The organism is Sulfolobus sp. E5-1-F (assembly GCF_009601705.1).
Taxonomy (GTDB): Archaea; Thermoproteota; Thermoprotei_A; order Sulfolobales; family Sulfolobaceae; genus Saccharolobus.
This window is the reverse complement of sequence record NZ_CP045687.1, coordinates 1749120-1772371: the sequence shown is the minus strand read 5'-3', so window position 1 is coordinate 1772371 and position 23252 is coordinate 1749120. Positions and strand designations below refer to the sequence as shown.

Here is a 23252-nt window from a genome sequence, read left to right as displayed (position 1 = left end):
TTGTCCTTTTATTATGGTTAATCATTTTTATACGTATTTTTCATAATTCCTTCAGATGGAAACAGCTTTACAGTTAGCGAGAAAAGGAAAGATATTATATGCTCTAATGTTTCTTAAGGACTATATAATAGAAAATCAAGAGAAGTGGGATGGTTCTGTGGAGTCGTGCAGAGAGCTTCTAAATGCAATAATGAGCATGCCTTCACTTAATGATGAAAGCTGGAGAATCTTTGTACCAAGCATTACGGTAGAGGAGTTTGAAAAAATTGTTACAAGGGTAAGTGAATGTATGCGATATTAGCTTATATTGACACTATAGTTTTTAACGTTGTTAGGAAAGCAGCTTATGAAAATTTCTGTACAGTATATACAATAAAATCCTATTCACCTTGTAAATTAGTTGCTTCCGTGGGTAATATTAGGATTATTGTAAATAGGGGTAATACTACTGCTAGCATAAGTGTAAAATGCGGAAATATGAAAAAAATGTTTTATATTAGAATAAACAAAAATAATAGAATAAACTACGATGGAAATGAGATTGATGCAGACCTGTTTACTTACCATATCCCATCAATAGAAACCAAATTATATGAGTATATAGTGGTAGTAAGTGAAAATTGCAATACACAGGAAATTTGCTATAAACAAAATAAGGGGATAAAGGAAATTTTAGTAGAAGGTAAAAAGATAAACATAAGTGAGGATATTAGAGGTAGTTTAGAACAACTTTTAACGATACTTTATAAGAGAGAAGTTTCTGTAGAATGCAATAAAAGTTCTTTATGTATTAAGAAAGCTATAGCAACTAGAAAGAAAGTTTACGTGCAACTAGTTGATGTTAAAAAGGAAAATTATTGGTACCTTGAGCTTAGTGATTTAATAAACAAAATGCCAGAACACGCTCAAGAAATTCTTAACATTATAAAGCAAATTAATGCTCAACTAAGCTAGTTTTCCAAGTTTAATCTCAACTTCTTAATGTTCTTTTACAGTTTTGAGTATAGCCTTTCGAAGAAGCTCAAATCCCCTAAAGATGAAATTAAGACTGCCTTTACTCCTATATCATTAAGCGAATTGATAATTGAAAATATCTCATCCTCTATAAAATAAGGTTGCTCAAGATTCTTTACTAGTTCTTTATTTTTGTCAGTTATTACTATTAAATAAGGGATTGCTCTATCAATAAGCTTCGAACCATAATGCTTAATTTGATCTACGTTTTTCATTCTAAGAACTAGGAAGAAATCAGCATTTGAGTCTAATCTAGCCATAATTTCGTTCTCATTTTTCCTTAAACTTATCATCATTCCACTTTTCACACCGTATTCCTTTGCTACATTTACAGCCTCATCTGACGACAAATAGCCTACTTCTTTGCCATATTTTGGTTTATCTCCTTTTGTAAAGGCTAGTTGGACATCTAACATCTTGGCAGTTATTGATAACGAGCGAATAAATAGTTCATTAACATCTAATAGTCTTTGGTTTATGATTATTGTTTTTTCATCTAGGGATAGATAGTATCTAATTAAAGAAGCTACAAAGGACGGCATAGGTGATGGCATACCGAGTGGGGAATCAGGTATATTAAATCCATCAAATGAGGATAAAATTTTTATTTCCTTTAGCAGTTTCTCGATTTTTTTCTTAGGATGTAGTTCTACTAATATTTGCATTTAGAGTAGTAGTACAAATTTTAAGCTATATTTTTTTCCTTGAATATCAATCATCTATTGTGAGTCAAGAGAAAAAAGTTAGAAGAATTATTCTTCATTACCCTGATGATACGCCTGCTGGACACATAGAATATACTGATGGTTTTTCCTCAATTTATGATAATGAGGGAAATTTTTTGTTTAAAGTGGAAGGAAAATTTCCACCTCCACCTAAAAAGTCGTCAGATTATTCGTGGATAGATAAGGTTTTAGAGAAAGGATTACAAGACTCAAGGAAAAGATTTATACTTTATGTAGCATCTAGGTATTTAGTAAATGTAAAGGGTATTAATGAAGAGGAGGCGTTAAATATTCTAAAAGAGTTCTATTATAAATTGCAATCGGGGAAAGTTTATGAATCTTGGTTAAAATCTGTACTGAATGGAGTTAAGAAGAAGGGATTGCTCCCGTGGTCGTTAAAGAGAATAGAGGAAAGAGATAAGGAAATGTACAATGAGATAATGAAAGTATTAAAAAATAACTAAACTTGGCGAAAAAGATGTTTTATTAACGATTAAATTATTTTTATGCATAAAACTTAAAACCTTAGTTGAAGTAAGACAATTTATGAAAGACAAGTATTCTATTACAACTTGGATACTTGTATTAGTTCCCTTAATAGTATTCCTTATAATACCATTATGGGTTATTGATTTACTGTTTATAGCTCCGCAATGGAGGCAAGCAATTCCGGCAGTTATAGGATTTGCAGTTACGTTCTTAGTATTGGGCATATTTATTAGAGGGAAATTTGGAAAATTTATATTTTAATTTTTTTTAAAAAAAATCATTACTTAAGACTTTCATCATTTTTCAGACGCTGGCGAATCAATCATCTAACTTAGATTATTGATAGAAAAATTTAAATCTTATTAGGGTTACCCTAATATTGGTGAGGAAATGATAAGCTTATCCACAATACTAAATCCACCGGAAGGATTAACAACTTGGGAAATACTTGTAATCTCATTAATTTTAGGTATGCTTCATGGTGCAACTCCAGATGAGCATACATGGCCAATAACTTTCAGCTATGCAGTAGGAAAATATAGTACAAAAGGAGGAATGAAAGCTGGATTCCTATTTTCTCTAGGCTTTACTATTCAGAGGGCATTTCTAACTACATTAGGTTTTATAGGTCTAGCAGCATTCTACGAAAAATACAATCTGGATGGACCAGTATATGTTATAGTTGGGATCGTCATGGCTATTGCTGGCTCTTATATCCTAAAAGGAAGATACTTACATTTGCCAATAGATGTTCTATTTAATAGCAGACATCATAGTACAAAAACTAGTGGAGTAGAATTGAATGATGTACCTTTAAAGATGACTATAATACATGGTCTAATCGCTGGTTTTGGGTTTGGAGCCTATGCTAGTATAATAACGTTTGTTTTGGCACCTCAGTTACCCTCCATAGTTTATGCGCCGTTGCCGGGAGTTATGTTTGGGATAGGTACAATGATTATGCAGATAATATTTGGTGCACTATTTAGTAACATATTGCGAGCAAAAAGGTTAACAGAGGATCAAATATTATATACTGCGAGGAAAACCGCAGGAAGAACACTTTACTATGGTGGTTTTGTATTTGCTATAGTGGGTTTGCTCATAATAGCGTTTCCGGTCATTGATAATTTTGCAATATCAACTGGTAATCCGATACCTAACCTTGATGCTATAGATATAGGATTTCTATTGGTGATTAGTGTTGTCGGTATAATAGGTATTAGTAGCATAGTTTTAGGAATTAAAGAAGCCACTAGACTATCTAGAACAAATCGAAAACCAGCTTAACTTATCTGTGTAGATATCTTAAGTTATAACGCTTTTAAGATTAGAAAGCATCTTAGTTTTATGTATAGTGATTTCTTCAATTCCATAGCTTCAAAATGGCAAGCGGAATGGGAAAAAAGTAAGGTATTTGAAGCAAGTATAGATTACTCCAGACCAAAATTTTTCATTACAGTTCCTTTTCCTTATACAAATAGCCCAATGCATGTTGGTCATGGGAGAACCTATGTTAATGCAGATATATATGCTAGGTACTTAAGGATGAGAGGATATAACGTACTATTTCCTTTTGCCTTTCAATTTACAGGTACTCCGGTATTAGCTATAGCTGATTCAATTAGAAGAGGAGATGTTGATATGATAGAGTTCTTTAAGAACGTTTACGGAGTACCAGAAGATAAGATCAAAGAGTTAGGCGACCCATATAAGTTGGCTGAATATTTTAAAGAAGAAATGAAAAATACGGCGAAAACTATCGGAACGAGCATTGACTGGAGGAGATCTTTTACAACAACTGATACTAGATTTGAGAAATTCATACATTGGCAACTAAAAAAACTAAAAGAGCTGGGTTATTTAGTTACTGAGGACGATGTTGTGGGTTACTGTCCTAATGATAATTTTCCGGTAGGGATGCATGATACAAGAGGTGATATAGAACCAGAAATCACTACAATGAATGTTATCTTATTTGAGGGTAGTGATTCCTATAATTTCATGGTAGCTACCTCAAGACCAGAGCTAATATTTGGAGTAGTCGCACTTATGGTAAACCCTGACGCGAATTACATAGTTGTTGAGTATGAAGGTAAGAATTTCATAGTGTCAGAAAAAGCTTACAGAAAATTATCCTATCAGAAGGATATGAAAATGGTAAAAACTATTTCTATATCAGATATCGTTAAATTACACGCTATAAACCCAGTAACTGGAAAAAAGCTTGAGATTATTAGAAGCAAATACGTTGATCCATCATTAGGAACTGGAGTTGTAATGAGTTATCCAGCTCACGATCCATTTCACTATTTGGCAATTACTGAGGCTAATAAGGAATTTGAAATAATACCAGTAATAGAGACTGAAGGACTCGATGAGATACCCGGTGAAAGTGCAGTCTTGCAGACTAAAAACACATATGCGTTGAAGGACTTCATGGAAAGTATCTACAGAACTGAATACTATAAGGGATATATGAAAGATACAATATTATCTCTAGTTCCCGATTTCTTAAAACAATACGTAAAGGAAAACATAGTTGGGAAGCAAGTTCAAGAGGCGAGAAAAAATACAATAGAGTTACTGAAATCTCTAAACATCTACGATACTATTTATGAAATCTTGAATGGTCCAATCTACTGTAGATGTGGAGCTGAAATCGTACCAAAAAGAATAAAGAATCAATGGTTTATAGCTTACGATAATCCTAAGTGGAAAGCGTCAGTACTTAAGGCTATTAACAATATTGAATTAATACCAAGTCTAGCTAAAAGTGAATTAGAAAAAACTATATTCAATACCAAAAAAGAACCCATAGGAAGAAGTAGGGGTATTGGAGTTAAATTACCATGGGACGAGTCGCAAATTGTTGAAAGTCTAAGCGATTCCACGTTGTACACTGTCCTATATACAATAATCTACAAAATGCCCATTGATATTAATGATGAGTTCTTTGACTTTATCTTTCTAGGAAAAGGAGATGCTAAAGAACTAGAAAAGAAATATGGTACAGAGCTCATTCAGCTAAGGGAAGAATTCCTATACTGGTATCCAGTAGATCAAAGGCATACTGGAAGGGATTTGATTCAAAATCATATACCATTTTATATTTATAATCATCTTGCAATTTTTGGTGAGAAATACATACCTAAAAGGATCATAGTCAATGGCTTCGTGAGGGTCGGAGGAAGAAAGATGAGTAAAAGTCTAAAAAATATTTACACACTATCAAAAGCAATCAAAGAATTTGGGGTAGATCCAGTAAGAATAGCACTAACTTCAACTTCGGATCTACTGCAGGATTTAGATTTTAATGAGAATTTAGTAATTCCAATCGCTGAGCAACTAAAGAAGGTTTATGATCTAATAGATAGATTGTTAAGTATAAATACGGAGATTAAAGAACTAAGAACAGCAGATAAATGGCTTTCTTCTAAAGTCAAGGAAATAATAGAAAAAGTGAATAATGCCATCACATTTTTTGAGTTTAGGGATGCTGTGAATTTACTCCTTTACGAAATGTATGATGTTTTAAGAGACTATTTTGATCTAATTGAAATACCCAATCAAGAAGTTATAAGGAAGATATCGTCCATATGGATAAGGGCCCTTGCTCCATTTGCACCACATATCGCAGAAGAATTATGGCATAAAATCTCAAACACTTTTGTTTCTTTAGAAAAGTATCCAGAATCAAATGAATTAGATTTATATCCAGATGCCATACTTGAGGTATCCTATATTAAGGAGATTATAGAAAACGTAAGAGAGCTGGAGGATCTTGTACATAAGAAAGCTGAAAAAGTAGTTATATATATTAACGAGAGCGAGAAAGTCAAAGAACTAATGAAAAATACGATAAGTGCAATTAACGAAGGAATCCCATTAAGGGAATTTGTTATGAAAACGGGGGATAAAATTGCAGAGAAAGTTTACGTCACTCTCTCGAAATTAGATAAGTCTATAAGAGATTATCTATTGAGCAATGAGGTAGATGAAGAGCAAATAATAATAAAGAATATGAATTTCTTGTTAAAGAGATTAGCCGTTTCAGAGATTATAGTATACGATGCAGAAGACCCTACAGTACCAGATATAAAAGGAAAGAAGTCTCAAGCATTACCTTTAAGTCCAGCTATTGTGATTGAATAATCATGAGACACTTTATAATAGATTGTGATACTGCCGAAGATGATATATTAAGCTTATATCTTTTATTAAAGAATAACATTGACGTAGTCGCACTAACTATTGTTGAGGGTAATATATCATACGATCAAGAAATAAGGAATGCATTATGGGCTTTAGAACAAGTTAATCGTGAAATTCCAGTGTATCCTGGTGCTAACAAGCCATTAATAAAAAATTACATGACAGTGGAAAAAGTTCATGGAAAAGGTGGAATAGGAGATATATTGGTGGAACCCAGAAGGTTAAGAGCTCAGGAGAAGCATGCTGCATTAGCAATCATAGATTTAGCAAACAAATATGCTGGGAAATTGGAATTTTTAGCTATTTCGCCCCTAACTAACTTAGCTTTAGCTTACCTATTAGATAATTCAATTGTAAAGAAAATTAGGAAAGTCTGGATAATGGGTGGTGCAGTATTTGGAATAGGCAATATTTCTCCGGTAGCAGAATTTAATATTTGGGTAGATCCAGATGCTGCTAAAATAGTATTTAATGCTGGTTTTGACATTACCATGGTACCGTGGGATGTTATAATTAACTATCCAGTAACAGACGAAGAATGGAATTTAATTAAAAATATGAAGACCAGAATGAGTGAACTTTACGTTTTAATGTACTCACACTATAGGAAATACTCCTCGACAGTTCAGAAGATAAATGGACATCCTCATCCTGATGCAATTACAACTGCAATAGCAATCGACGAGAGTATAGCAACAAGGAAAGAGAAAAGATTTGTAGTAATAGACAACACTGACAATATTACAAGAGGAATGACATTAGTAGACAGATTTGATGCTGATACTAGTTGGTCTGACAAACCTAATGCCGAAATAGTTTATGAAATAAATAAGAGGATGTTCATGGAAAAAATATATGATTTGTTAAATTGGTTTTAGCTCTTTAAAATCTGAATCTTAACAACTCCCTCGTTTTCATCGTAGATTACCTTAACTAAATCTCCTTCTTTTACTGGGAATTTCTGTCTTACTTTTGCTGGTATTGTTACTTGATAGTTACGAGAAACCTTTACAACTTCTTCAACTGGCATAAAAATGTATTAGTAAAAGAAGGTTTAAATATTTTATCAAACTCTAAGAAAAGACAATCCTTGAAACTATTAAGGACCATTAAATATATAGAGCGTTAATTATACAGTTAGGTGAAAAATAATAACACTTCCGTAATAGTTTTATGTCTCTCTTCCTAATTTTATGAAAATGGAAAGGATAGTAGAGCTTGAAGAACAAATAAAAAAGGAGAAGAACAAGGAGAAGAGAAATATTCTATATACTATGCTTATTCAAGAATATTATAATCTCTATAAAAAATATAAAAATACTGAGCTCCTAGATAGAGCACTATCCATAGCTAACGAAATTGAAAAGAAAAACCCTACTGTCTTGAATACTCTGGGGCTAATATACCTAGAGAAAGGAATGCCAGATATTGCAATTTTAACCTTTAAAGAATTACTTAGCAAGTATAATCTAAATAATGAAGATAAAAATATCATTCTATATAATTTATCTTTAGCCTATTTTCAAAAAGGAGAGCTGTTAAACGCATATAATACACTAAAAGGCTTAGTAGTAAATTCAAGAGGAGAGATAAATACGCTAAGCAAAAAATTATTGGCTAAAGTTTGCCTAGCATTAGGGGAAATCAGATATATTGAAGAAGCGAGAGAGTTGTTAGAGGAATTCGAAATTCCCTCTGAGGATCTTGCCATAACATATGCTGCGTTAGCTAAATATTATAATGACACTAAACTACTAAAAAAGGCTAAAGATATCGCTTTAGCTTTAGGAAATGACAAGATACTAGCTGATATACTTTCAATATCCGATGATGAGAAAGATCTAAGAAGAGCAATACAGATTTATGAAAAACTCGGAGATTACAACAGCCAATTAAAACCGTTATATAAGCTGTCCAATAATGATCCATCCTTATTTGTGAAAATATTGGAAAAAATGGTAAATCTTGAAGATAGTAAAGACAAGCTCGTCATCCTTTATGATATTTACAAGAGGACGAAAATACCACAATTCCTTAAAGAAGCAATAAAAACTGCTGAAAAACTTCAAGATTATCTTTTCCTAGCTAGGGCTTACTCAGAATTAGCTAATTATGAAGAAGAAGTAACTAACTTGAGAAAAGCCATTTCATTCTACGAAAAGTACATTGAGAAAAGTCAAAAGTAAAAATATATTCATCCTCTCTTCTTATTATTTCATGATAAAACACGCCGAATACACTAGGCATGGAATCACAGAACCTTTAATGCTAATAATGCTCTATAAGAAAGTTGAAGATGGCAAGATAGTATCGGCATTTAGATTTTCAGTATATAAAAACATGATAATAGTCGTATACGAAGAGGATAAATTGTCTGGGGGAGAAGTTCTGGACTTCGATATATATAATATGACGAATCTAATAAATAAAATTAAAAAGTATTATGATGAATCAATCGATGACATAGTTATATTCGGAGAGAAACAATATGTAGATGAATTTCTAAATAAGTTCCTAAGTGATGAGGAATAAGGAACGGAAAAGATGAAGAGCCATTCATGCCCTGATTCGGATGTTAATATGTGCAAATACGTTGAACACGAAAGCTACAACAGCAAAAAATTGTTATTGCAATACAAATAAGCAAATCGACAAAATAGAATAAAGTCCAAATCCAATCCCGACTGGCACATCCAATAGTCAGATTTCACGTTATATTTGTGTGTTACGGAGCCAATTATTAAGTAGTAGATTTGCAATAACGGATGGCTAAATGGTAACGAAATCTATCGCTAAATGTGGTAAAATTATGTTGAAGAAAATTACATTTATTATAAGCTTAGCCCCTATCTTCTTTGCCCCTTCTACGTAACGCATAAAACAACATAAATAGACTCACAGCCCCCACAAGAAATATTATATATACAGGCCATAAGGCTAACGCATAGATTACCGCTACAGCGACCAAGCTCACTAGAGCTGTAATTAGTTTCGATTTGCTAAATACATACGCGAAGGCCACTACGATGAAGTACACTATTAAACTAAGTAGTATCAATTTAGTTTGATTTACCGAGTTTGGTACGATTATTAATGTATTCGTTCCTTGCCTTAGATTTACAATTATTTGCAATATTTGATGATTTACCTTATAGTTCGTATAATTTCCGTTTACGATTATATTGAAATTCGTTATTGTAGTAGCGAATAATAGCTGAACTTGGCTTTGGTTATACATAAATACATGTATATATAGTGCAGTTCCGTTCCAAGTCTGGTTTATGATATAGCTATTGTTAGGCAACGAGGCCCAGAAGAGATCCAAGTTTTGGGGACTCCATGTATTCACATAAAGCTGAGTGGCTACATCACCCCATGGCTGTGTTTCACTATTCATTTCTAGCCTTGAGCCATATCTGTCTACATAATAAATGTAGCTAGTGGGGTATGTATAGCTGGTCCTCTGCCATACTCTGCTTATTGCTAGGCTGGCTAATGTGTTATTGCCGATACTATCCGCAAACTCGCTGACTAATTCAGATTTATATGTATAGTAATCCGCGTCAACAGCGGAATAATCAGCGTAAACCCATAGCCTAGGTTCTACTGGCGGATTAGGCACTCCTAGTATCCCATATGTTGGCGTAGGCACCGATCCATAGTGAATTGTGTGTTCTACTAATTCTGCATCTTCAAGATATGTAGAATTCTTAGTAACTGTGTATAATGCCATTAGAGCTTGCCCAGCCATTGCTGAAACATCTAAGAAGTATGGCTGTGGATAATTATGGACTCCCGGATTCGGATTGTAGATTTCTGGGAGCGTGAACAAACCATAGAATGGATTTGGCCATGATAATGGAATTGTTACATTAGAAGGTCCATTTGTACTATCGATTAAGACGTACACGGTTTGCGGTGCTTTGATGTTCCAGCCTACGATTAATGTGGAGTTCGGCGGTGCGGTTATTGTAGTTAATACTGGTACTACGATCTTAACAGGATAGAATGGTGGGGAACCGCTGGTCCCTCCAGGCTGAATCGGAACATTTGTATATGTTGCAGAGCCAATGGTCTGCAGGACGTTCCCATCATACGCTATCTGGACCGTTACCGTAATATTTACCGTAGTTGCGATCCCTCCGCCATTCATCCAAATATACGTCACAAAGGTCCCGCTTACATTTAATGTATTCTGATATGTGAATGGCAATTTCCCAGTCCCATTAGTCAACAAATATATTCCGTATGATGTATTTAGCGGAATATCTTCGAAGAAGTTGATCGCGATCGATGTACCGCTAATGACTGTACCCACATCCATTTGTGCAGTTCTATTGATGATGTACCCGTAAGTCTTGAATCCATTCACAGAGGGGACATAAACATCTTTATGGTACCACATTGGGATATAGATTGTCGCATATTTGCTCTGATTCTGATATTGCAAAAGCCAATTTGCCAATTGTGTGTATGCTGAAGAGTATTGAGAATTCCCCGTTATGTTATACAATAATATTGTTGCCATAATAAATCGCGCTAATGAAGATGTGTAAGTTGCCCCATTATACGCTTTCAATTGATTATAATAAGATAGCCATGCCTGTTGGGCCATTTGCAATGCTTGTGAATTCCCGTATTTGCCCAATAATGCTAAAGCATAGATTATTTCGCCTTCATAATAATTCTCGCCCCAAACTGCCTCCCACCAATAGTTTGGTATTGAAGACGGGCTGTATGCTGTTAAGCTAGATGGAAACATGTCGTTAACTATCACTGATGGATTCACCAAGTAATCTACGCTAGGTATCAAGAAGAACCCAAACACTCCAGATGAATTTCCGTGATTTTCATAAGCGATTTGTACCCATTCGAAGTATCTCGGCAAAGTGGTGTAATTTCTAAAATATAGCGTATTGCGGACCTCTGTTGGATCACCCATGTAAACAGTGTTGTTTAATGTATCCATATACGGATTAGAAGTTCCTGCCATTGGAAAGACGAAGAGTAGTTGATAATCACCTATCCAGTTTGGTGCGTAATTGGTTGATAACAGCATCCATTTTCCAAAATTTGGACCTAAATAAGTCCAACTAATGTTGTCACTGTTCTGGTAGTTTTTCAGAATTCCGTTAGGCGTTTGAAGAATAGTATATCCAGTTCCTATGGTTGCTAAGCAATTGAAGCCAACATAAATCCAAGACTGATTTACGGGTGCTGACGCTAATACTTCAATTGCATTGCCTTGGCCCAGAACATACGCTATCCAAAATGTGGCACCTAAAGAATCACTCTTCCAACTCTCGTTGAAGATAACATAACTTCCTTTATTTGTCACATTAAACTGCGGACCGAAAGTAGTGGGGTAATTTGTTGCAACATTGCCTACATAAACGCCCGTTGGTCCAGTCTGCGATGGGCTACTCCCAGGTAAATCGAGACCTATAGCAACCAATAATGGTATAGTGGATAACGTTCCCAGATTGTAATACTTTGGCAATACACTAGCGGGCACTGTGACTATAACTTGTTGCCATTGCCCATTTGCTTTAAAGTATACTGGCATATCTGTCAGCACGTAAGTACCACTTGTACTGTTTTTCCAGATAAATTCTAGGTAAATTCTATTAATGGAAGAAGATTGAAGTACAAGTGTTACGTTGAATGGGACGAATTTACCCTGATAATTATATTGTCCTAGAATTCCGTTTACATTCTGAAACGTCAAATAATGAGGAAGGACATTGACAATTGGGAAGTTATATTGTAATTGTTCAGAGGGGAATCCATAGAAGTCTGGTCCAGTGAGGTTCAAGTATGTTTTCGCGTTATTCACTATGCTTACAATCGAATCATTTACAAGCGTTGCAGTGTTTAAGGACTCCCAAGGTGGATTTTGCCCACCTGTCTCGCCAAATCCACCATCGGTGATTGGGTTTTCTAATCCTTGTTCAATATTCACTAATATTCCGTTCGGGTACCGGACAACATTTCCAAATAGATAAGTCACAGCTAATGTTGGATTATAGTATGTCGCAATCCTCATGGAATTCTGCAGTGGGTTCCCTAGTATATCGTAGAATCCGTTAGTGTACCCTGATAAATTGCCGATTGTTATTGATTGGAGAGGGTTCAATGGATATTCAAGTCTTTTGATAAAGAGTCCATTTACATCCCCTTGTTGTATAAATTGTAATGTTGAATTCACATAAGAAGAATAGCTTTGCCACCAAGGTGCTATCGATTCTAAGAATTTTGCATTATCGTCAATCCAGAAACTATTGTTCACTGAGGGAGCTTCATGAAAAGCGTAAGTCCCAGTAGGACTCTTTGACCAGAGCTGTTGAATCTGAGCAGATACTGCTTGCATTACGTAAAGCGGTGGGGGTGATATACTCGCTTGTGTTATAACAAAAGCTGGTAATATACCTAATACATATATTATGGATATAGATAGAAATATCGCTTTACTCTTCATTCTTCACGTCCCCCTAACTGCTTTGTTAATTATTCTTGCATCTACAATTACCACAGTGAAAATAACGATATAAGTCAAGAACTGAGGTAACAACGCCAAGTAAAGCCCAACAATACCGAAAACTGCCAAACTTGCAGTTTCCATTATCTTATATCCTATTGCCATCATTATTATAAGTATTATCGTCACCACAATCTAACTGACCCATTGCGGAATAGCGAAAGAAGATCCCTGTCCATTCTATAGGCTAATAGTTATCATTGTAATAACGATTTCAGATTTTTATTCATTCTCTCACTTACTGATAATATATTCGATGAAGAGAATTATTTAATTGAATTAGAGAAAATGCTTAGTAATACACTGTAGATTTATTTTTAAGTAGGTGATTTTGGGTATACCGTAATGGACGAGTTTGCAAAGGATGAGAGAACATATGTGTTAACGAGATAGAAGGATCAGATGAAGCCAGCTCAATTTGAGCACTGAATTTCAATTTACTATCAAGAATATGATATTTTTGGTATTATTATCAAGGTATTGGCGAAAATTTACGAGTTGCGATGGTTATAAATTCTTTTTGGTAGCCATAATACATTAGGGGGAATAGGACAAAAGATAAGATCCATTTATAAACATTGAGATGTAATTATAAGGGAAAGAAAAGGGAAGTATTACGTCTATATGCTGGAAACGATAAACGGTTAGGCAAGGGAAATTTGTGTAGGTCCTTTAGCTGATATCGTGAAAACTTAACATTAAATTGGAAGAAAGTGAGAGTGTGGGGGTTTACCCCCAATGCCGCGGCCGGGATTTGAACCCGGGTCACGGGCTCGAAAGGCCCGCATTCTTTCGGTGCCTGCGCTTGACCGGGCTAAACCACCGCGGCACGTCCTCATAAAATAAGTAAAGGGTGAAATTTAAAGTTTTTTGAACGAAGGTCTTGAATTTATTTCATGCCGCCGCGGGGATTTGAACCCCGGACAACCGGATTTCCCAGATATTATGCGTATGAGTCCGGCGCTCTAACCAGGCTGAGCTACGGCGGCACTTATAAGATTTTTCGTCATTTACCTAAAAAGTTTTTCTTATCTATTCCAAGGTTACTGTGAAATAACCTTGATATTTAACTCCTTGACCATGTAAAGTTACTGTCATATTGAAGTCTGCTATGGGCACGGGTAAGTAAAAATATACTGGAGTACCCCTTGGAATATTAATTGAGAAGGAGTTAACATAACTTAAGTAACTGAAAGTTACGTTGTAATTTCCTGGCTGAAGATATTGTTTGCCAAACGGAGATATTGTGAATTTTGTAAGTAGGAATGAAGTGTTTGAAGTATAATTGTACTGATAATATACTATATTATAACTATAGTTAAAATTCGCAGTTGGAGTAAAGCTTCCAACTATGGATAGATATGGAAACTGGTTCTGATTTATTCCCATAAATATGGCCATACTTTTTGTTAAGTCTGTAGTGTAAATCGTACTCACATTGCCAAACTGTTTTGAATAACCATAGAGTCCATGTACTATTACTGAAAATTTCTCTATCTCTGGAAGTAATGTTGAGGAGGAAAAAGCTAAATAAATTATTGTTGTTGAGGAGGAGTGAGGTTTTACGGTTAATGTTGTTGAATTGACTAATGGTTTTAATATTCCATTTGATCCGGGAACGAGATAAAGTGATAGAAGTGTTATATTTAGTGTTTGGGATAATGGAGCATTATTAGTAGCTGTTATTGAGAACGCTATCACTTCGTAGTTATTTGAATATATTCTCCAGTATAGCGGATTTATTGAGATATTAACATCAGCATTCTCAAGATAAAATATTGTTGCAACAGAGCCAATTATAATTATACTTATTATTATCAAAATGGTTCCAATCCCGATACTTTTTGTCATTACGTGTACTACTTATTGGCTAGTTATAACGTTTATCCTAAGGTTTATGGGGATAGATACACTTATTATTCTCATATTGATGAAGATGAGATGGGGGCATAAGAAAGAAAGATGTCAGAACAGGAAGTATTACAAAAAAATAATTCCCCCGAAGGCAAAGAGGATAGGATAATAGGAAAGCATGTGTTTGGCAACCTGTATGACATCGATACTGAAAAACTAAACGACAAGGAGTTTTTAGAGAAGTTAGTCCTAGAAGCTGTAAATATAGCCCATATGAAACTAGTGGAAATTAAAGCTTGGTCTTTTGGTGGGAAAAAGGGAGGAGTTTCAGTTATAGCCCTAGTGGAGGAGAGTCATATAGCACTTCACACGTGGAATGAGTATAACTATGCTACGCTTGACGTTTACACGTGTGGTGAAGATAGTGATCCACAATCTGCTTTTGCTCATATAGTAAATGCCCTCAATCCTAAACGTTATCAAATGTTTTATGCCGATAGAAGTTCACAATAGTTTTTTATATTAATCTCTATTTGTTTTTTAATTCATTCGTCAACTGTCTATAGACATATAGACAAAAATCGAAAACCTTATATTTGATTAAAGCAGTTAGAAAATAATGCTTTCTGGTATTCTAGGATGGGGAGCTTATATCCCAAGATATAGAATAAAAGTAGAGGATATTGCTAAGATGTGGGGTTACGATGATGGTGTTGTAAGAGGTCTTGGATTAACTGAAAAGTCAGTCCCTGGTTATGATGAGGATTCTACAACCATAGCCTGGGAATCATCAATAAATGCCATTAAGAGAGCCCAAGTAGATCCTTCTAAAATAAGACTAGTCCTTTTTGGCTCAGAATCTAAAGTTTACGCAGTAAAACCAACATCAACCATATTGATAGATGCACTAGGCATTAACAATTATTCGGCAACTGCAGATATGGAATTTGCATGTAGAGCTGCATCAGTAGGATTAAGATTAGCGTCTAGTTTTGTTTTGCATAATAACGATAGCTACGCATTAGTAGTAGGTGCTGACACTGCGCAATCTAACCCTGGTGACGTTTTAGAATTAAGTTCGGCAGCTGCTGGTGTTGCGTTTGTAGTAGGTAAGGCAGATGAGAAACATTCAGCTGCGGTAATAGAGTATTCTTCATCATATACCTCCGATACTCCAGATTTCTGGCGTAGAGATGGAACTCCTTATCCAGTCCATGGAGAAGGTTTCACTGGGGAGCCAGCGTATTTTCATCATATAATTTCCGCCGTTAATGATTTGCTACAAAATAGCGGTTTGAAGGTTTCTGACTTCGATTACTTTGTATTTCATCAGCCTAATGGTAAGTTTCCAATTCAAGTTGCCAAAAAATTAGGGGTTCCATTGGAAAAAGTTAAACAAGGGTTAGTTGCTCCATATATAGGCAATCCCTATAACGCTTCTGCCCTATTAGGTTTAGCTAAAGTGTTAGATATCGCAAAGCCTGGTGAAAGAATATTGGTTGCCCCATTTGGTAGTGGAGCTGGTAGCGACGCGTTCAGTATTCTAGTTTCCGAAGGTATATTAGAGAAGCAGAAATTGGCTAAAACTGTCGAATATTATATAAATAACAAAAAACTTGTATCTTATGCTGAATATGCTAAGTATACTAATAAGTTAAAGGTGTATGAATGATGACAGAAGTTTACATTAATTCTTCATCAATGATACCAATTGATAGATACTATGAGTATGATATATATGATTTAGTAGTTGAGGCCTATAAGAACTTCGAAGGAGAATATGATTTAAATAATGTTGATTTAATTATAGTTGCGAATGCCTATTCTCAAAAATTGAATAACTCATCTTTAATTGCACCAAAGATTGCGGAAAAAATAGGAAAACCTAACGTACCCGCTATTAAGGTAGACAACGCTGACGCCAGTGGAGGTGCTGCATTACTTGCAGCTTATTCGATGATCAAGAGCGGTATGGTAAACTCAATTCTAATAGTGGGAGTTGAAAAGCAATCAGATTATCCTTCTAAATATCTTAATGACGCAATAGCTACCAATTTAGATGATTATATGTATTATAATGGTATTTCTTCTCATTCGATAGCTGCCTTGTTAATGAGACAATATATGAAAAAGTATAATGTCGATAGAAATTACTTTGCAAATTGGGCTATCAAAATGCACAAGAATGCTATAGAAAATCCTTTCGCATATTTAAGATTTCAAGTTGACTTAAATACTGTAATTAATTCACAGATAATCTCAGATCCTATAAGATTATTTGACGTCGGTGCTAGAGCAGATGGGGCTGCAATACTCTTACTTTCAAGCAACAAGACTGAGTCCTCAGTGAAGATTAATAATATTGTTTCAGCACAAGCTAGGTATGAGTTTTCTCCATCTTTGCCTTCTGTAAAAATGTTGAGGAATAAGTTAGGTATGAAATTCACTGAGAAAACTGGAATTGAAATTCATGACTCCTATAGTATTATGGCAGCATTAATGTTAGAGGAATCGGGAATATTTGAAAATGGCAAATCCTTATATAATTTAGATAGTATCAATGTCAATTTAGGTGGAGGACTGAAAGCCAGAGGACATGCTGGTGGAGCTACTGCCTTATATCAACTAGCTGAGGCTTATATGCAGTTAATTGGTTCGTTTAAAGGCAAAAAGGCTAATGTTGATAATTATCTCGTAATTTCCTCAGATGATTTAGGTATAGTGAGTTATGGTATTAGTTTGTCTAGGTGATCTTAGATGAAAATATCTCCTCCTCAAGTTTGGAGAAACAAAAGATTCATGTATAAGTTAACGGCGAGTAAGTGTGAAAGTTGCGGACATGTTAATTTTCCTTACTCATCATATTGTGCTAAATGCGGGAGTAAAAACGTTAAGAAGATTGAGATAAGCGGTAAGGGAATCTTAGAATCATATACTGTTTCCTATCAGTCTAGAGACGGGCACGAGAAAGGACTTCCTAGTGTTATTGGGCTAGTTAGATTAGATGAAGGTGTAGAAATAGTAGCACCTATCGTAGATGCGGATTTAGATAAACTAAAAGAAGGAGTTAAGGTAGAAGCTACATTAAGGAGAGTTTATACGGACTCATATAATGGTTTAATACAGTATGGGATAAAGTTTAGGGTAGCTGAAGGATGAAAATTGATGAAGTGGTTGAAAAGTTAGTAAAGGGAGAAATTTCTTTTCATGAGGTTGACAATTTATTAGAAGCAAATGCTGCAATGGTTGCGAGGAGGCTTGCATTAGAGAAGATTGTAGGAGTTGGTCTTCCCTCAATTGGTTCTACAGTTATTGATTATAGTGAGATAAAAAATAAAAATGCCGAAAATGTGATTGGAGCAATACAGATACCATTAGGTATAGTGGGGCCAATTAGAGTCAATGGCGATTACGCAAAGGGCGATTTCTATGTACCTATGGCGACGACAGAAGGAGCGCTAATAGCCAGCGTAAATAGGGGTATCAAGGCTGTTACACTAAGTGGGGGAGTTAGGGCTAAGGTTTTAAAGGATGAAATGACGAGAGCCCCCGTTTTTAAGTTTGATTCAATAGAAGAGATACCGAATTTTCTAAAGTTCATAGAGGAGAATCTTGAGAAGATAAAGAATATAGCCAATTCTACCTCCCATCATGGTAAATTAAAATCCATTACACCTTTCGTACTAGGCAATAATGTTTGGCTTAGATTTTCCTTTGAAACTGGTGATGCTATGGGGATGAACATGGTTACGATAGCAGTAGAAAAAGTATGTGAATTTATTGAGGAAAACTTCCCATCAGCTGATTGTTTAGCTGTAAGTGGAAATATGTGTAGTGATAAGAAACAGACCAATGTCAATACCCTCTTCGGTAGAGGTAAAACTGTAGTGGCTGAGGCTCTCATTAATAAGGATGTTATAAAGAATATATTACACTCTAATGCTCAACTAATTCATGATATAAATCTACGAAAGAATTGGCTCGGGACAGCAAGAGCAGGATCCTTATCTCAATTTAATGCTCATTTCGCAAACATAGTTACTGCGATCTTTATCGCTACTGGTCAAGATGTAGCTCAAATAGTTGAGAGCAGTTCTGGATACACATGGACTGAAGTAAGAGGAGAGGACTTATATATATCAGTTACACTGCCCTCGTTAGAAGTAGGAACTGTAGGAGGAGGTACAAGGTTGCCTACCCAGAAAGAAGCGCTATCCATTATGGGAGTTTACGGCAGTGGAAATCCACCTGGCTCTAATGCTAAGAAATTAGCTGAGATCATAGCTTCTACTGTACTATCTGGGGAACTCAATCTCCTAGCTGCTTTATCTAACAGAGAGTTAGGTAAGGCTCATGCCAGACTTGGAAGAGCAATGAAAGTTTGATCTTTTTATCAAAATTTAAATATTCTGTAACTACTTTACTCTTATGACATTTCCTAAAGAATTGGAAAAAGTTCTTGAAATTACTAAGGCACAGAACGTATGGAGAAGAACACAGACTTTGAACCTTATTGCATCTGAAAACGTAATGAGTCCATTGGCTGAAAGTGTATATATGAGTGACTTCATGTCTAGATATGCAGAAGGTAAACCTTACAAGAGATATTATCAAGGGACTAAATATACGGATGAAATCGAAACTCTTACTATGGAATTGATGAATGAGATAACAAACTCGAAGGATTGCGATCTGAGACCTACTAGTGGTACAATAGCAAATGCCGCCGTGTTTAGAGTTCTAGCTGAGCCAGGAGATAAGGCATTAATAGCTCCAGTACAAGCTGGAGCTCATGTTAGCCATACCAAATTTGGAACATTGGGAGCTTTGGGTATTCAACATATTGAAATGCCATTTGATGAAGAAAACATTAACGTAGATGTAGATAAAGCGGTAAAGATGATAGAAGAAGTTAAACCGAAATTTGTAGTACTAGGAGGTAGCCTTTATCTATTTCCTCACCCTACTAAAGAACTGGCTCCACATGTTCATGCTGTTGGAGCCAAATTGGTTTACGACGCAGCTCACGTATACGGATTAATAGAGGGTAAAGTTTGGAGTAATCCGCTAAAAGAGGGAGCAGACATCATGACTGTATCAACTCATAAGACCTTTCCTGGTCCCCAAGGTGGAGCCATTTTCTCTGACGGTTCGGAAGTTTTTAAGCAAGTTTCAAGGACCATATTCCCATGGTTTGTTAGTAATCATCATTTACATAGATTACCAGCAACTGCAGTAACAGCAATCGAGATGAAGTACTTTGGCGAAAGTTACGCTAATCAAATAATAAGGAACTCAAAGGCTTTAGCTGAAGCTTTAGCTGAAAGAGGATTTAAGGTAATTGGTGAGAATCTAGGCTATACTAAGAGTCATCAAGTTGCTGTAGATGTCAGAGAATTCGGTGGAGGGAATAAGATAGCTAAATTACTAGAAGATGCAAATATTATAGTAAACAAAAATTTGCTACCTTATGATAAGCCAGAAAACGTTTCTGATCCTAGTGGCCTAAGAATAGGGGTACAAGAGATGACCAGATATGGGATGAAAGAAGGTGAAATGGAGGAGATTGCTGAGTTGTTTAAGAAAGTTATTATAGACAAGAAGGACGTTAATGAAGTTAAAAAAGAGGTAATCCAGATGAGGAAGAATTTCTTAGAGGTCAAATATACTTTCGATGATATGAAAGATCTAGAAAAATATTCTTCGAAGTCATTAAAATTAATCATCTAACTAAGATTACAGAGACTGGAGCATTAATGGATATTGCTAGAGCTGTAGAGCCTATATTTATATCGCTATTTAATGAAGTTCCTCTTGCTCCCATTATTACTGCGTCATAAGGTTCCTCATTTATTACCTTTAATATCTCATTTGAAACACTAGACTCCTTTATGTTAATCTTAACTATTTTTAAATCATATTCAATCTTATTGTTTACCCTTTTTTCAATTAGTGACTGTATATCGTTCATATTGTTACAATCACTACATACATGTATTATAGTTATTTTGGAGCCATATCTCATACCGAAATCTACTGCAAGATCTAGCGCCCTTAAACTATTCTCAGAACCGTCCACCGGTACTAGTATTTTCCTTAACCAGAAGCTCACAAAATAAGATGGTTCACTCATATTAGGTACCCCTTTAATATTCCTAAACTTTCATTAGTAATTCTCATGGAATCTTCTTCACTCATTAATCTCATTGAAGCCCTTATTGCATCTATATTTTCTGGTACCACTATTGATTCCTGATGCACTGCGTACATGAGCATGACCTCGTTATCCTTAACGTAAACCGAGTCACTAAATACCATTACCTCTGGAATATCATTTCTGTCCCTTTTCAAATCTCTCGCCACTTCTACCAATTCCGCTGTAGCTTCTGCATCATACTTTGAGGAGATTAAAACTATCCTCGGAGTATTTTCTAGAACGCTAAGTATATCTTTTTTCTCTACCTTATCTTTTAAGGTTATGTCGATAAAGTGCATATGCATTAATGTTGTTGGGGCTATTACTGCCATCGTAGCTATATCTAAATTCCTTATAACGCTATTAACGTCTTTTGCGTGATGGCTTGGCACTGTTGCGGGATCAGGGACTAATGAATTTATAGGTCCTTTCTTGACTTCCTTTTGATCAGCAGCTCTTCTAACTATTGTCGCTCTAACTTTCTCTACTTTACTGACCTTACTTATTGTACATATTGTTCTAAGTAGTGCAGTAGTATTACATGATACTACTCTAATGTACTTTTTGCCAAGGGCCTCGTTATAATTACATAAGGCTGAGAATGAGATATCAGCTACTTCAGCTTTTTCGCCACCTTGAAATATAGCGTTTCTCTGTAATTGTTGATAAATTGGCTTATATTGTGCACCAACACCATTTGGCGTAGTGTCCACTACAATATCTGAGGTTTTTATTAGATCTTCTACTGTGCCAGCCACTGGTATTCCGGACTCTTCGAATTTCTTAATGGACTGTTGGGGTACGTAAATCTTGATTCCCTTATGATGTGCTATAAACGCTTCGTAATTAGGAGATGTCTTTGCGACTCCTACGAGTCTCATGTCTGGTTGTTTAAGGATGGCGTCAGCAACTCTCTTCCCTATAGTACCATATCCATTGACAGCTACGCTAATCACTGCTATTCACCACCGACATTGATAATGCTTCTAATGCAGGCAATCTTTCTCCAGATAGGAATAAGAGAAGGGCTCCTCCCCCTGTAGATATATGAACTCTATTACTATCGATCTTCATATCCTTATCTAAAGCACTTATCATATGTCCACCTCCTATTATAACATAACCTTGGCCCTCCAATGCCGCTTTTAGGACACTTTTACTCCCACTCTTAAATCTTTCATCCTCGATTATTCCCATTGGTCCCCTTAAAACTATTACTTTAGCATCTTTTATAAATGAAGAGTATATCTCCGCAGTAGTGGAACCGATGTCCTTTATCACACCAGTAACCTTACTCGCTGGTTCTTCTATTACGTTTCCGTTTATTTCTACCTTATAGTCAACTGGTATTTCGATAGGGGCTCCACTTAGAAGTAGTTTTCTAGCTCTAGGAATTAAGCTCAAAATACCTAATTTTTCCAAAATTTCCATGTTCTTTGGATTTAGATTTATTCCTTTGGCAACAGAGAACAGTTCTGCAACGAGACCACCAGTAAGTATCCTATCTGCTATTCTTTTTTTCACTAGATTTTCGATTATTCTAATAGTATCGTGAACCTTACCACCACCTAATGTAAATATTTTTGGTGTATCTTCAGCATTAAAAATTCTAGCTAAAGCTGAAACTTCCTTTTCCATTACTCTTCCAGCAGCTGATGGTAAAGCCAGGGGAAAGCCTACAATACTTGGCTGGCTTCTGTGTGAAGTAGCGAATGCATCATTCACATATACGTCAAAAAGTGGAGCTAATTTTCTTACTAAAAATGTTTTTACGTGTTGTTGTGGCGGGGCCTCTATTAACTCCTCTGAAATTAGTCTTATATTGTCTAAAAGTAGAACTCCATTATTTTCTAGCTTTTTGATCATTTCTCTGGCATATGGACCTATTACGTCTTCTATGAAAATTACTTCGCGTTCTAAATACTTTGAGAGTAATTTGGCGTGCTCCTCTAGGCTTATGAAATCCTTATCTCCAGGCCTACCTTGATGTGAAATAAGCACGACAGAGTTACCCTTTTCTATTAGTTCCTTTATAGTTCCAATATGTGCCCTTATTCTAGAATCGTCAATTATTCTACCGTTCTCATCTACAGGTGAATTTATATCAATACGCAATAGAACTTTCTTCGATCGTATATCTATATCATCCATTGTAGGTATAGTTAAATCTCCCACTTTGATCAAAAAGATCCCCAGTTATATACTGAATTTTAGGGTAATA

Annotated in this window: 24 protein-coding genes and 2 tRNA genes; 16 read left to right on the top strand and 10 right to left on the bottom strand. The window is 35.4% G+C overall.

Annotated features, from left to right (window positions below; translation table 11 throughout):
* Positions 1 to 55 precede the first annotated feature (55 nt).
* Together GFS03_RS09095 and GFS03_RS09090 are read left to right on the top strand one after the other, a co-directional pair.
* Complete coding sequence (locus tag GFS03_RS09095; protein ID WP_153423650.1) at positions 56 to 301, top strand: hypothetical protein; 246 nt, start codon at positions 56 to 58, stop codon at positions 299 to 301.
* On the top strand, positions 286 to 954 hold the full coding sequence (locus GFS03_RS09090) for a hypothetical protein (protein WP_153423648.1): 669 nt from the start codon (positions 286 to 288) through the stop codon (positions 952 to 954). The genes GFS03_RS09095 and GFS03_RS09090 overlap by 16 nt, the downstream gene beginning before the upstream one ends.
* A 35-nt stretch (positions 955 to 989) precedes the next feature.
* On the opposite strand, the gene GFS03_RS09085 is transcribed toward GFS03_RS09090, so the two are convergent.
* On the bottom strand, positions 990 to 1679 hold the full coding sequence (locus GFS03_RS09085) for a hypothetical protein (RefSeq protein ID WP_153423646.1): 690 nt from the start codon (positions 1677 to 1679) through the stop codon (positions 990 to 992).
* A gap of 59 nt (positions 1680 to 1738) precedes the next feature.
* On the opposite strand from GFS03_RS09085, the gene priX reads away from it, so the two are divergent.
* From priX to GFS03_RS09060, 5 genes are all read left to right on the top strand, one after another.
* Positions 1739 to 2203 carry a DNA primase noncatalytic subunit PriX gene (gene priX, locus GFS03_RS09080; protein WP_153423645.1) on the top strand — a complete coding sequence of 155 codons (465 nt, stop codon included), beginning with the start codon at positions 1739 to 1741 and terminating at the stop codon, positions 2201 to 2203.
* An 82-nt stretch (positions 2204 to 2285) separates the two neighbouring features.
* The gene (locus tag GFS03_RS09075; protein WP_153423643.1) at positions 2286 to 2489 is read left to right on the top strand and encodes a hypothetical protein; all 204 of its coding nucleotides are present in this window, start codon (positions 2286 to 2288) and stop codon (positions 2487 to 2489) included.
* Between the two features lie 129 nt (positions 2490 to 2618).
* Entirely contained in the window at positions 2619 to 3518 is a 900-nt protein-coding gene (locus GFS03_RS09070; RefSeq protein WP_153423641.1) for a hypothetical protein, read from the top strand.
* A gap of 60 nt (positions 3519 to 3578) precedes the next feature.
* Positions 3579 to 6383, top strand: a complete 2805-nt coding sequence (gene leuS, locus GFS03_RS09065; protein ID WP_153423639.1) for a leucine--tRNA ligase — start codon at positions 3579 to 3581, stop codon at positions 6381 to 6383.
* Between the two features lie 2 nt (positions 6384 to 6385).
* Positions 6386 to 7321 carry a nucleoside hydrolase gene (locus tag GFS03_RS09060; protein ID WP_153423637.1) on the top strand — a complete coding sequence of 312 codons (936 nt, stop codon included), beginning with the start codon at positions 6386 to 6388 and terminating at the stop codon, positions 7319 to 7321.
* Here the strand turns inward: GFS03_RS09060 and GFS03_RS09055 are convergent.
* Positions 7318 to 7473 (bottom strand): AbrB/MazE/SpoVT family DNA-binding domain-containing protein, encoded by a 156-nt coding sequence (locus GFS03_RS09055; RefSeq protein ID WP_009991401.1) that lies wholly within the window; start codon positions 7471 to 7473, stop codon positions 7318 to 7320. The genes GFS03_RS09060 and GFS03_RS09055 overlap by 4 nt on opposite strands.
* 169 nt (positions 7474 to 7642) lie before the next feature.
* Here GFS03_RS09055 and GFS03_RS09050 point away from each other — a divergent pair, with 169 nt between their 5' ends.
* Entirely contained in the window at positions 7643 to 8629 is a 987-nt protein-coding gene (locus GFS03_RS09050) for a tetratricopeptide repeat protein (protein WP_153423635.1), read from the top strand.
* Between the two features lie 31 nt (positions 8630 to 8660).
* Positions 8661 to 8975: a hypothetical protein gene (locus GFS03_RS09045; RefSeq protein ID WP_167738488.1), complete on the top strand. Its 315-nt coding sequence runs from the start codon at positions 8661 to 8663 to the stop codon at positions 8973 to 8975.
* Positions 8976 to 9282: 307 nt separating this feature from the next.
* Here GFS03_RS09045 and GFS03_RS09040 read toward each other — a convergent pair whose 3' ends face one another.
* Both GFS03_RS09040 and GFS03_RS09035 read right to left on the bottom strand, forming a co-directional pair.
* Positions 9283 to 12921 (bottom strand): end-filament protein, encoded by a 3639-nt coding sequence (locus GFS03_RS09040; RefSeq protein WP_153423631.1) that lies wholly within the window; start codon positions 12919 to 12921, stop codon positions 9283 to 9285.
* A gap of 3 nt (positions 12922 to 12924) precedes the next feature.
* Positions 12925 to 13113: a hypothetical protein gene (locus tag GFS03_RS09035; RefSeq protein WP_153423629.1), complete on the bottom strand. Its 189-nt coding sequence runs from the start codon at positions 13111 to 13113 to the stop codon at positions 12925 to 12927.
* Between the two features lie 456 nt (positions 13114 to 13569).
* Here GFS03_RS09035 and GFS03_RS13830 point away from each other — a divergent pair, with 456 nt between their 5' ends.
* Entirely contained in the window at positions 13570 to 13629 is a 60-nt protein-coding gene (locus GFS03_RS13830; RefSeq protein WP_409349258.1) for a putative integrase, read from the top strand.
* Between the two features lie 91 nt (positions 13630 to 13720).
* On the opposite strand, the gene GFS03_RS09025 is transcribed toward GFS03_RS13830, so the two are convergent.
* The 3 genes from GFS03_RS09025 to GFS03_RS09015 form a co-directional block, all read right to left on the bottom strand.
* A tRNA-Glu gene (locus GFS03_RS09025) sits at positions 13721 to 13810 on the bottom strand.
* Between the two features lie 68 nt (positions 13811 to 13878).
* Positions 13879 to 13970: transfer RNA gene (locus GFS03_RS09020), tRNA-Met, on the bottom strand.
* Positions 13971 to 14013: 43 nt separating this feature from the next.
* On the bottom strand, positions 14014 to 14832 hold the full coding sequence (locus GFS03_RS09015) for a hypothetical protein (protein ID WP_153423628.1): 819 nt from the start codon (positions 14830 to 14832) through the stop codon (positions 14014 to 14016).
* 111 nt (positions 14833 to 14943) lie between these two features.
* On the opposite strand from GFS03_RS09015, the gene speD reads away from it, so the two are divergent.
* The 6 genes from speD to glyA all read left to right on the top strand — a co-directional run bounded on the left by speD (position 14944) and on the right by glyA (position 20565).
* Positions 14944 to 15348 carry an adenosylmethionine decarboxylase gene (gene speD, locus GFS03_RS09010; protein WP_153423626.1) on the top strand — a complete coding sequence of 135 codons (405 nt, stop codon included), beginning with the start codon at positions 14944 to 14946 and terminating at the stop codon, positions 15346 to 15348.
* A gap of 106 nt (positions 15349 to 15454) precedes the next feature.
* Positions 15455 to 16507: a hydroxymethylglutaryl-CoA synthase gene (locus tag GFS03_RS09005; RefSeq protein ID WP_153423624.1), complete on the top strand. Its 1053-nt coding sequence runs from the start codon at positions 15455 to 15457 to the stop codon at positions 16505 to 16507.
* A complete protein-coding gene (locus tag GFS03_RS09000) occupies positions 16507 to 17586 on the top strand; it encodes a thiolase family protein (protein WP_153424578.1) in 1080 nt (359 codons plus the stop codon). Before GFS03_RS09005 ends, GFS03_RS09000 begins: the two co-directional genes overlap by 1 nt.
* A 6-nt stretch (positions 17587 to 17592) precedes the next feature.
* The gene (locus tag GFS03_RS08995; RefSeq protein ID WP_153423622.1) at positions 17593 to 17994 is read left to right on the top strand and encodes a Zn-ribbon domain-containing OB-fold protein; all 402 of its coding nucleotides are present in this window, start codon (positions 17593 to 17595) and stop codon (positions 17992 to 17994) included.
* Positions 17991 to 19220, top strand: a complete 1230-nt coding sequence (gene hmgA / locus GFS03_RS08990; RefSeq protein ID WP_153423620.1) for a hydroxymethylglutaryl-CoA reductase (NADPH) — start codon at positions 17991 to 17993, stop codon at positions 19218 to 19220. The genes GFS03_RS08995 and hmgA overlap by 4 nt, the downstream gene beginning before the upstream one ends.
* Positions 19221 to 19263: 43 nt before the next feature.
* The gene (gene glyA / locus GFS03_RS08985) at positions 19264 to 20565 is read left to right on the top strand and encodes a serine hydroxymethyltransferase (RefSeq protein ID WP_153423618.1); all 1302 of its coding nucleotides are present in this window, start codon (positions 19264 to 19266) and stop codon (positions 20563 to 20565) included.
* Here the strand turns inward: glyA and GFS03_RS08980 are convergent.
* The 3 genes from GFS03_RS08980 to GFS03_RS08970 are packed head-to-tail and all read right to left on the bottom strand — an operon-like array spanning position 20558 to position 23215.
* Positions 20558 to 20968, bottom strand: coding sequence for a universal stress protein (locus GFS03_RS08980; RefSeq protein WP_153423617.1), 411 nt, complete (start codon positions 20966 to 20968; stop codon positions 20558 to 20560). The two genes, glyA and GFS03_RS08980, sit on opposite strands and share 8 nt — an antisense overlap.
* On the bottom strand, positions 20965 to 21987 hold the full coding sequence (locus GFS03_RS08975) for a phosphorylating glyceraldehyde-3-phosphate dehydrogenase (RefSeq protein ID WP_153423615.1): 1023 nt from the start codon (positions 21985 to 21987) through the stop codon (positions 20965 to 20967). The genes GFS03_RS08980 and GFS03_RS08975 overlap by 4 nt, the downstream gene beginning before the upstream one ends.
* Positions 21980 to 23215 carry a phosphoglycerate kinase gene (locus tag GFS03_RS08970; protein ID WP_181443749.1) on the bottom strand — a complete coding sequence of 412 codons (1236 nt, stop codon included), beginning with the start codon at positions 23213 to 23215 and terminating at the stop codon, positions 21980 to 21982. Before GFS03_RS08970 ends, GFS03_RS08975 begins: the two co-directional genes overlap by 8 nt.
* Positions 23216 to 23252 lie beyond the last annotated feature (37 nt).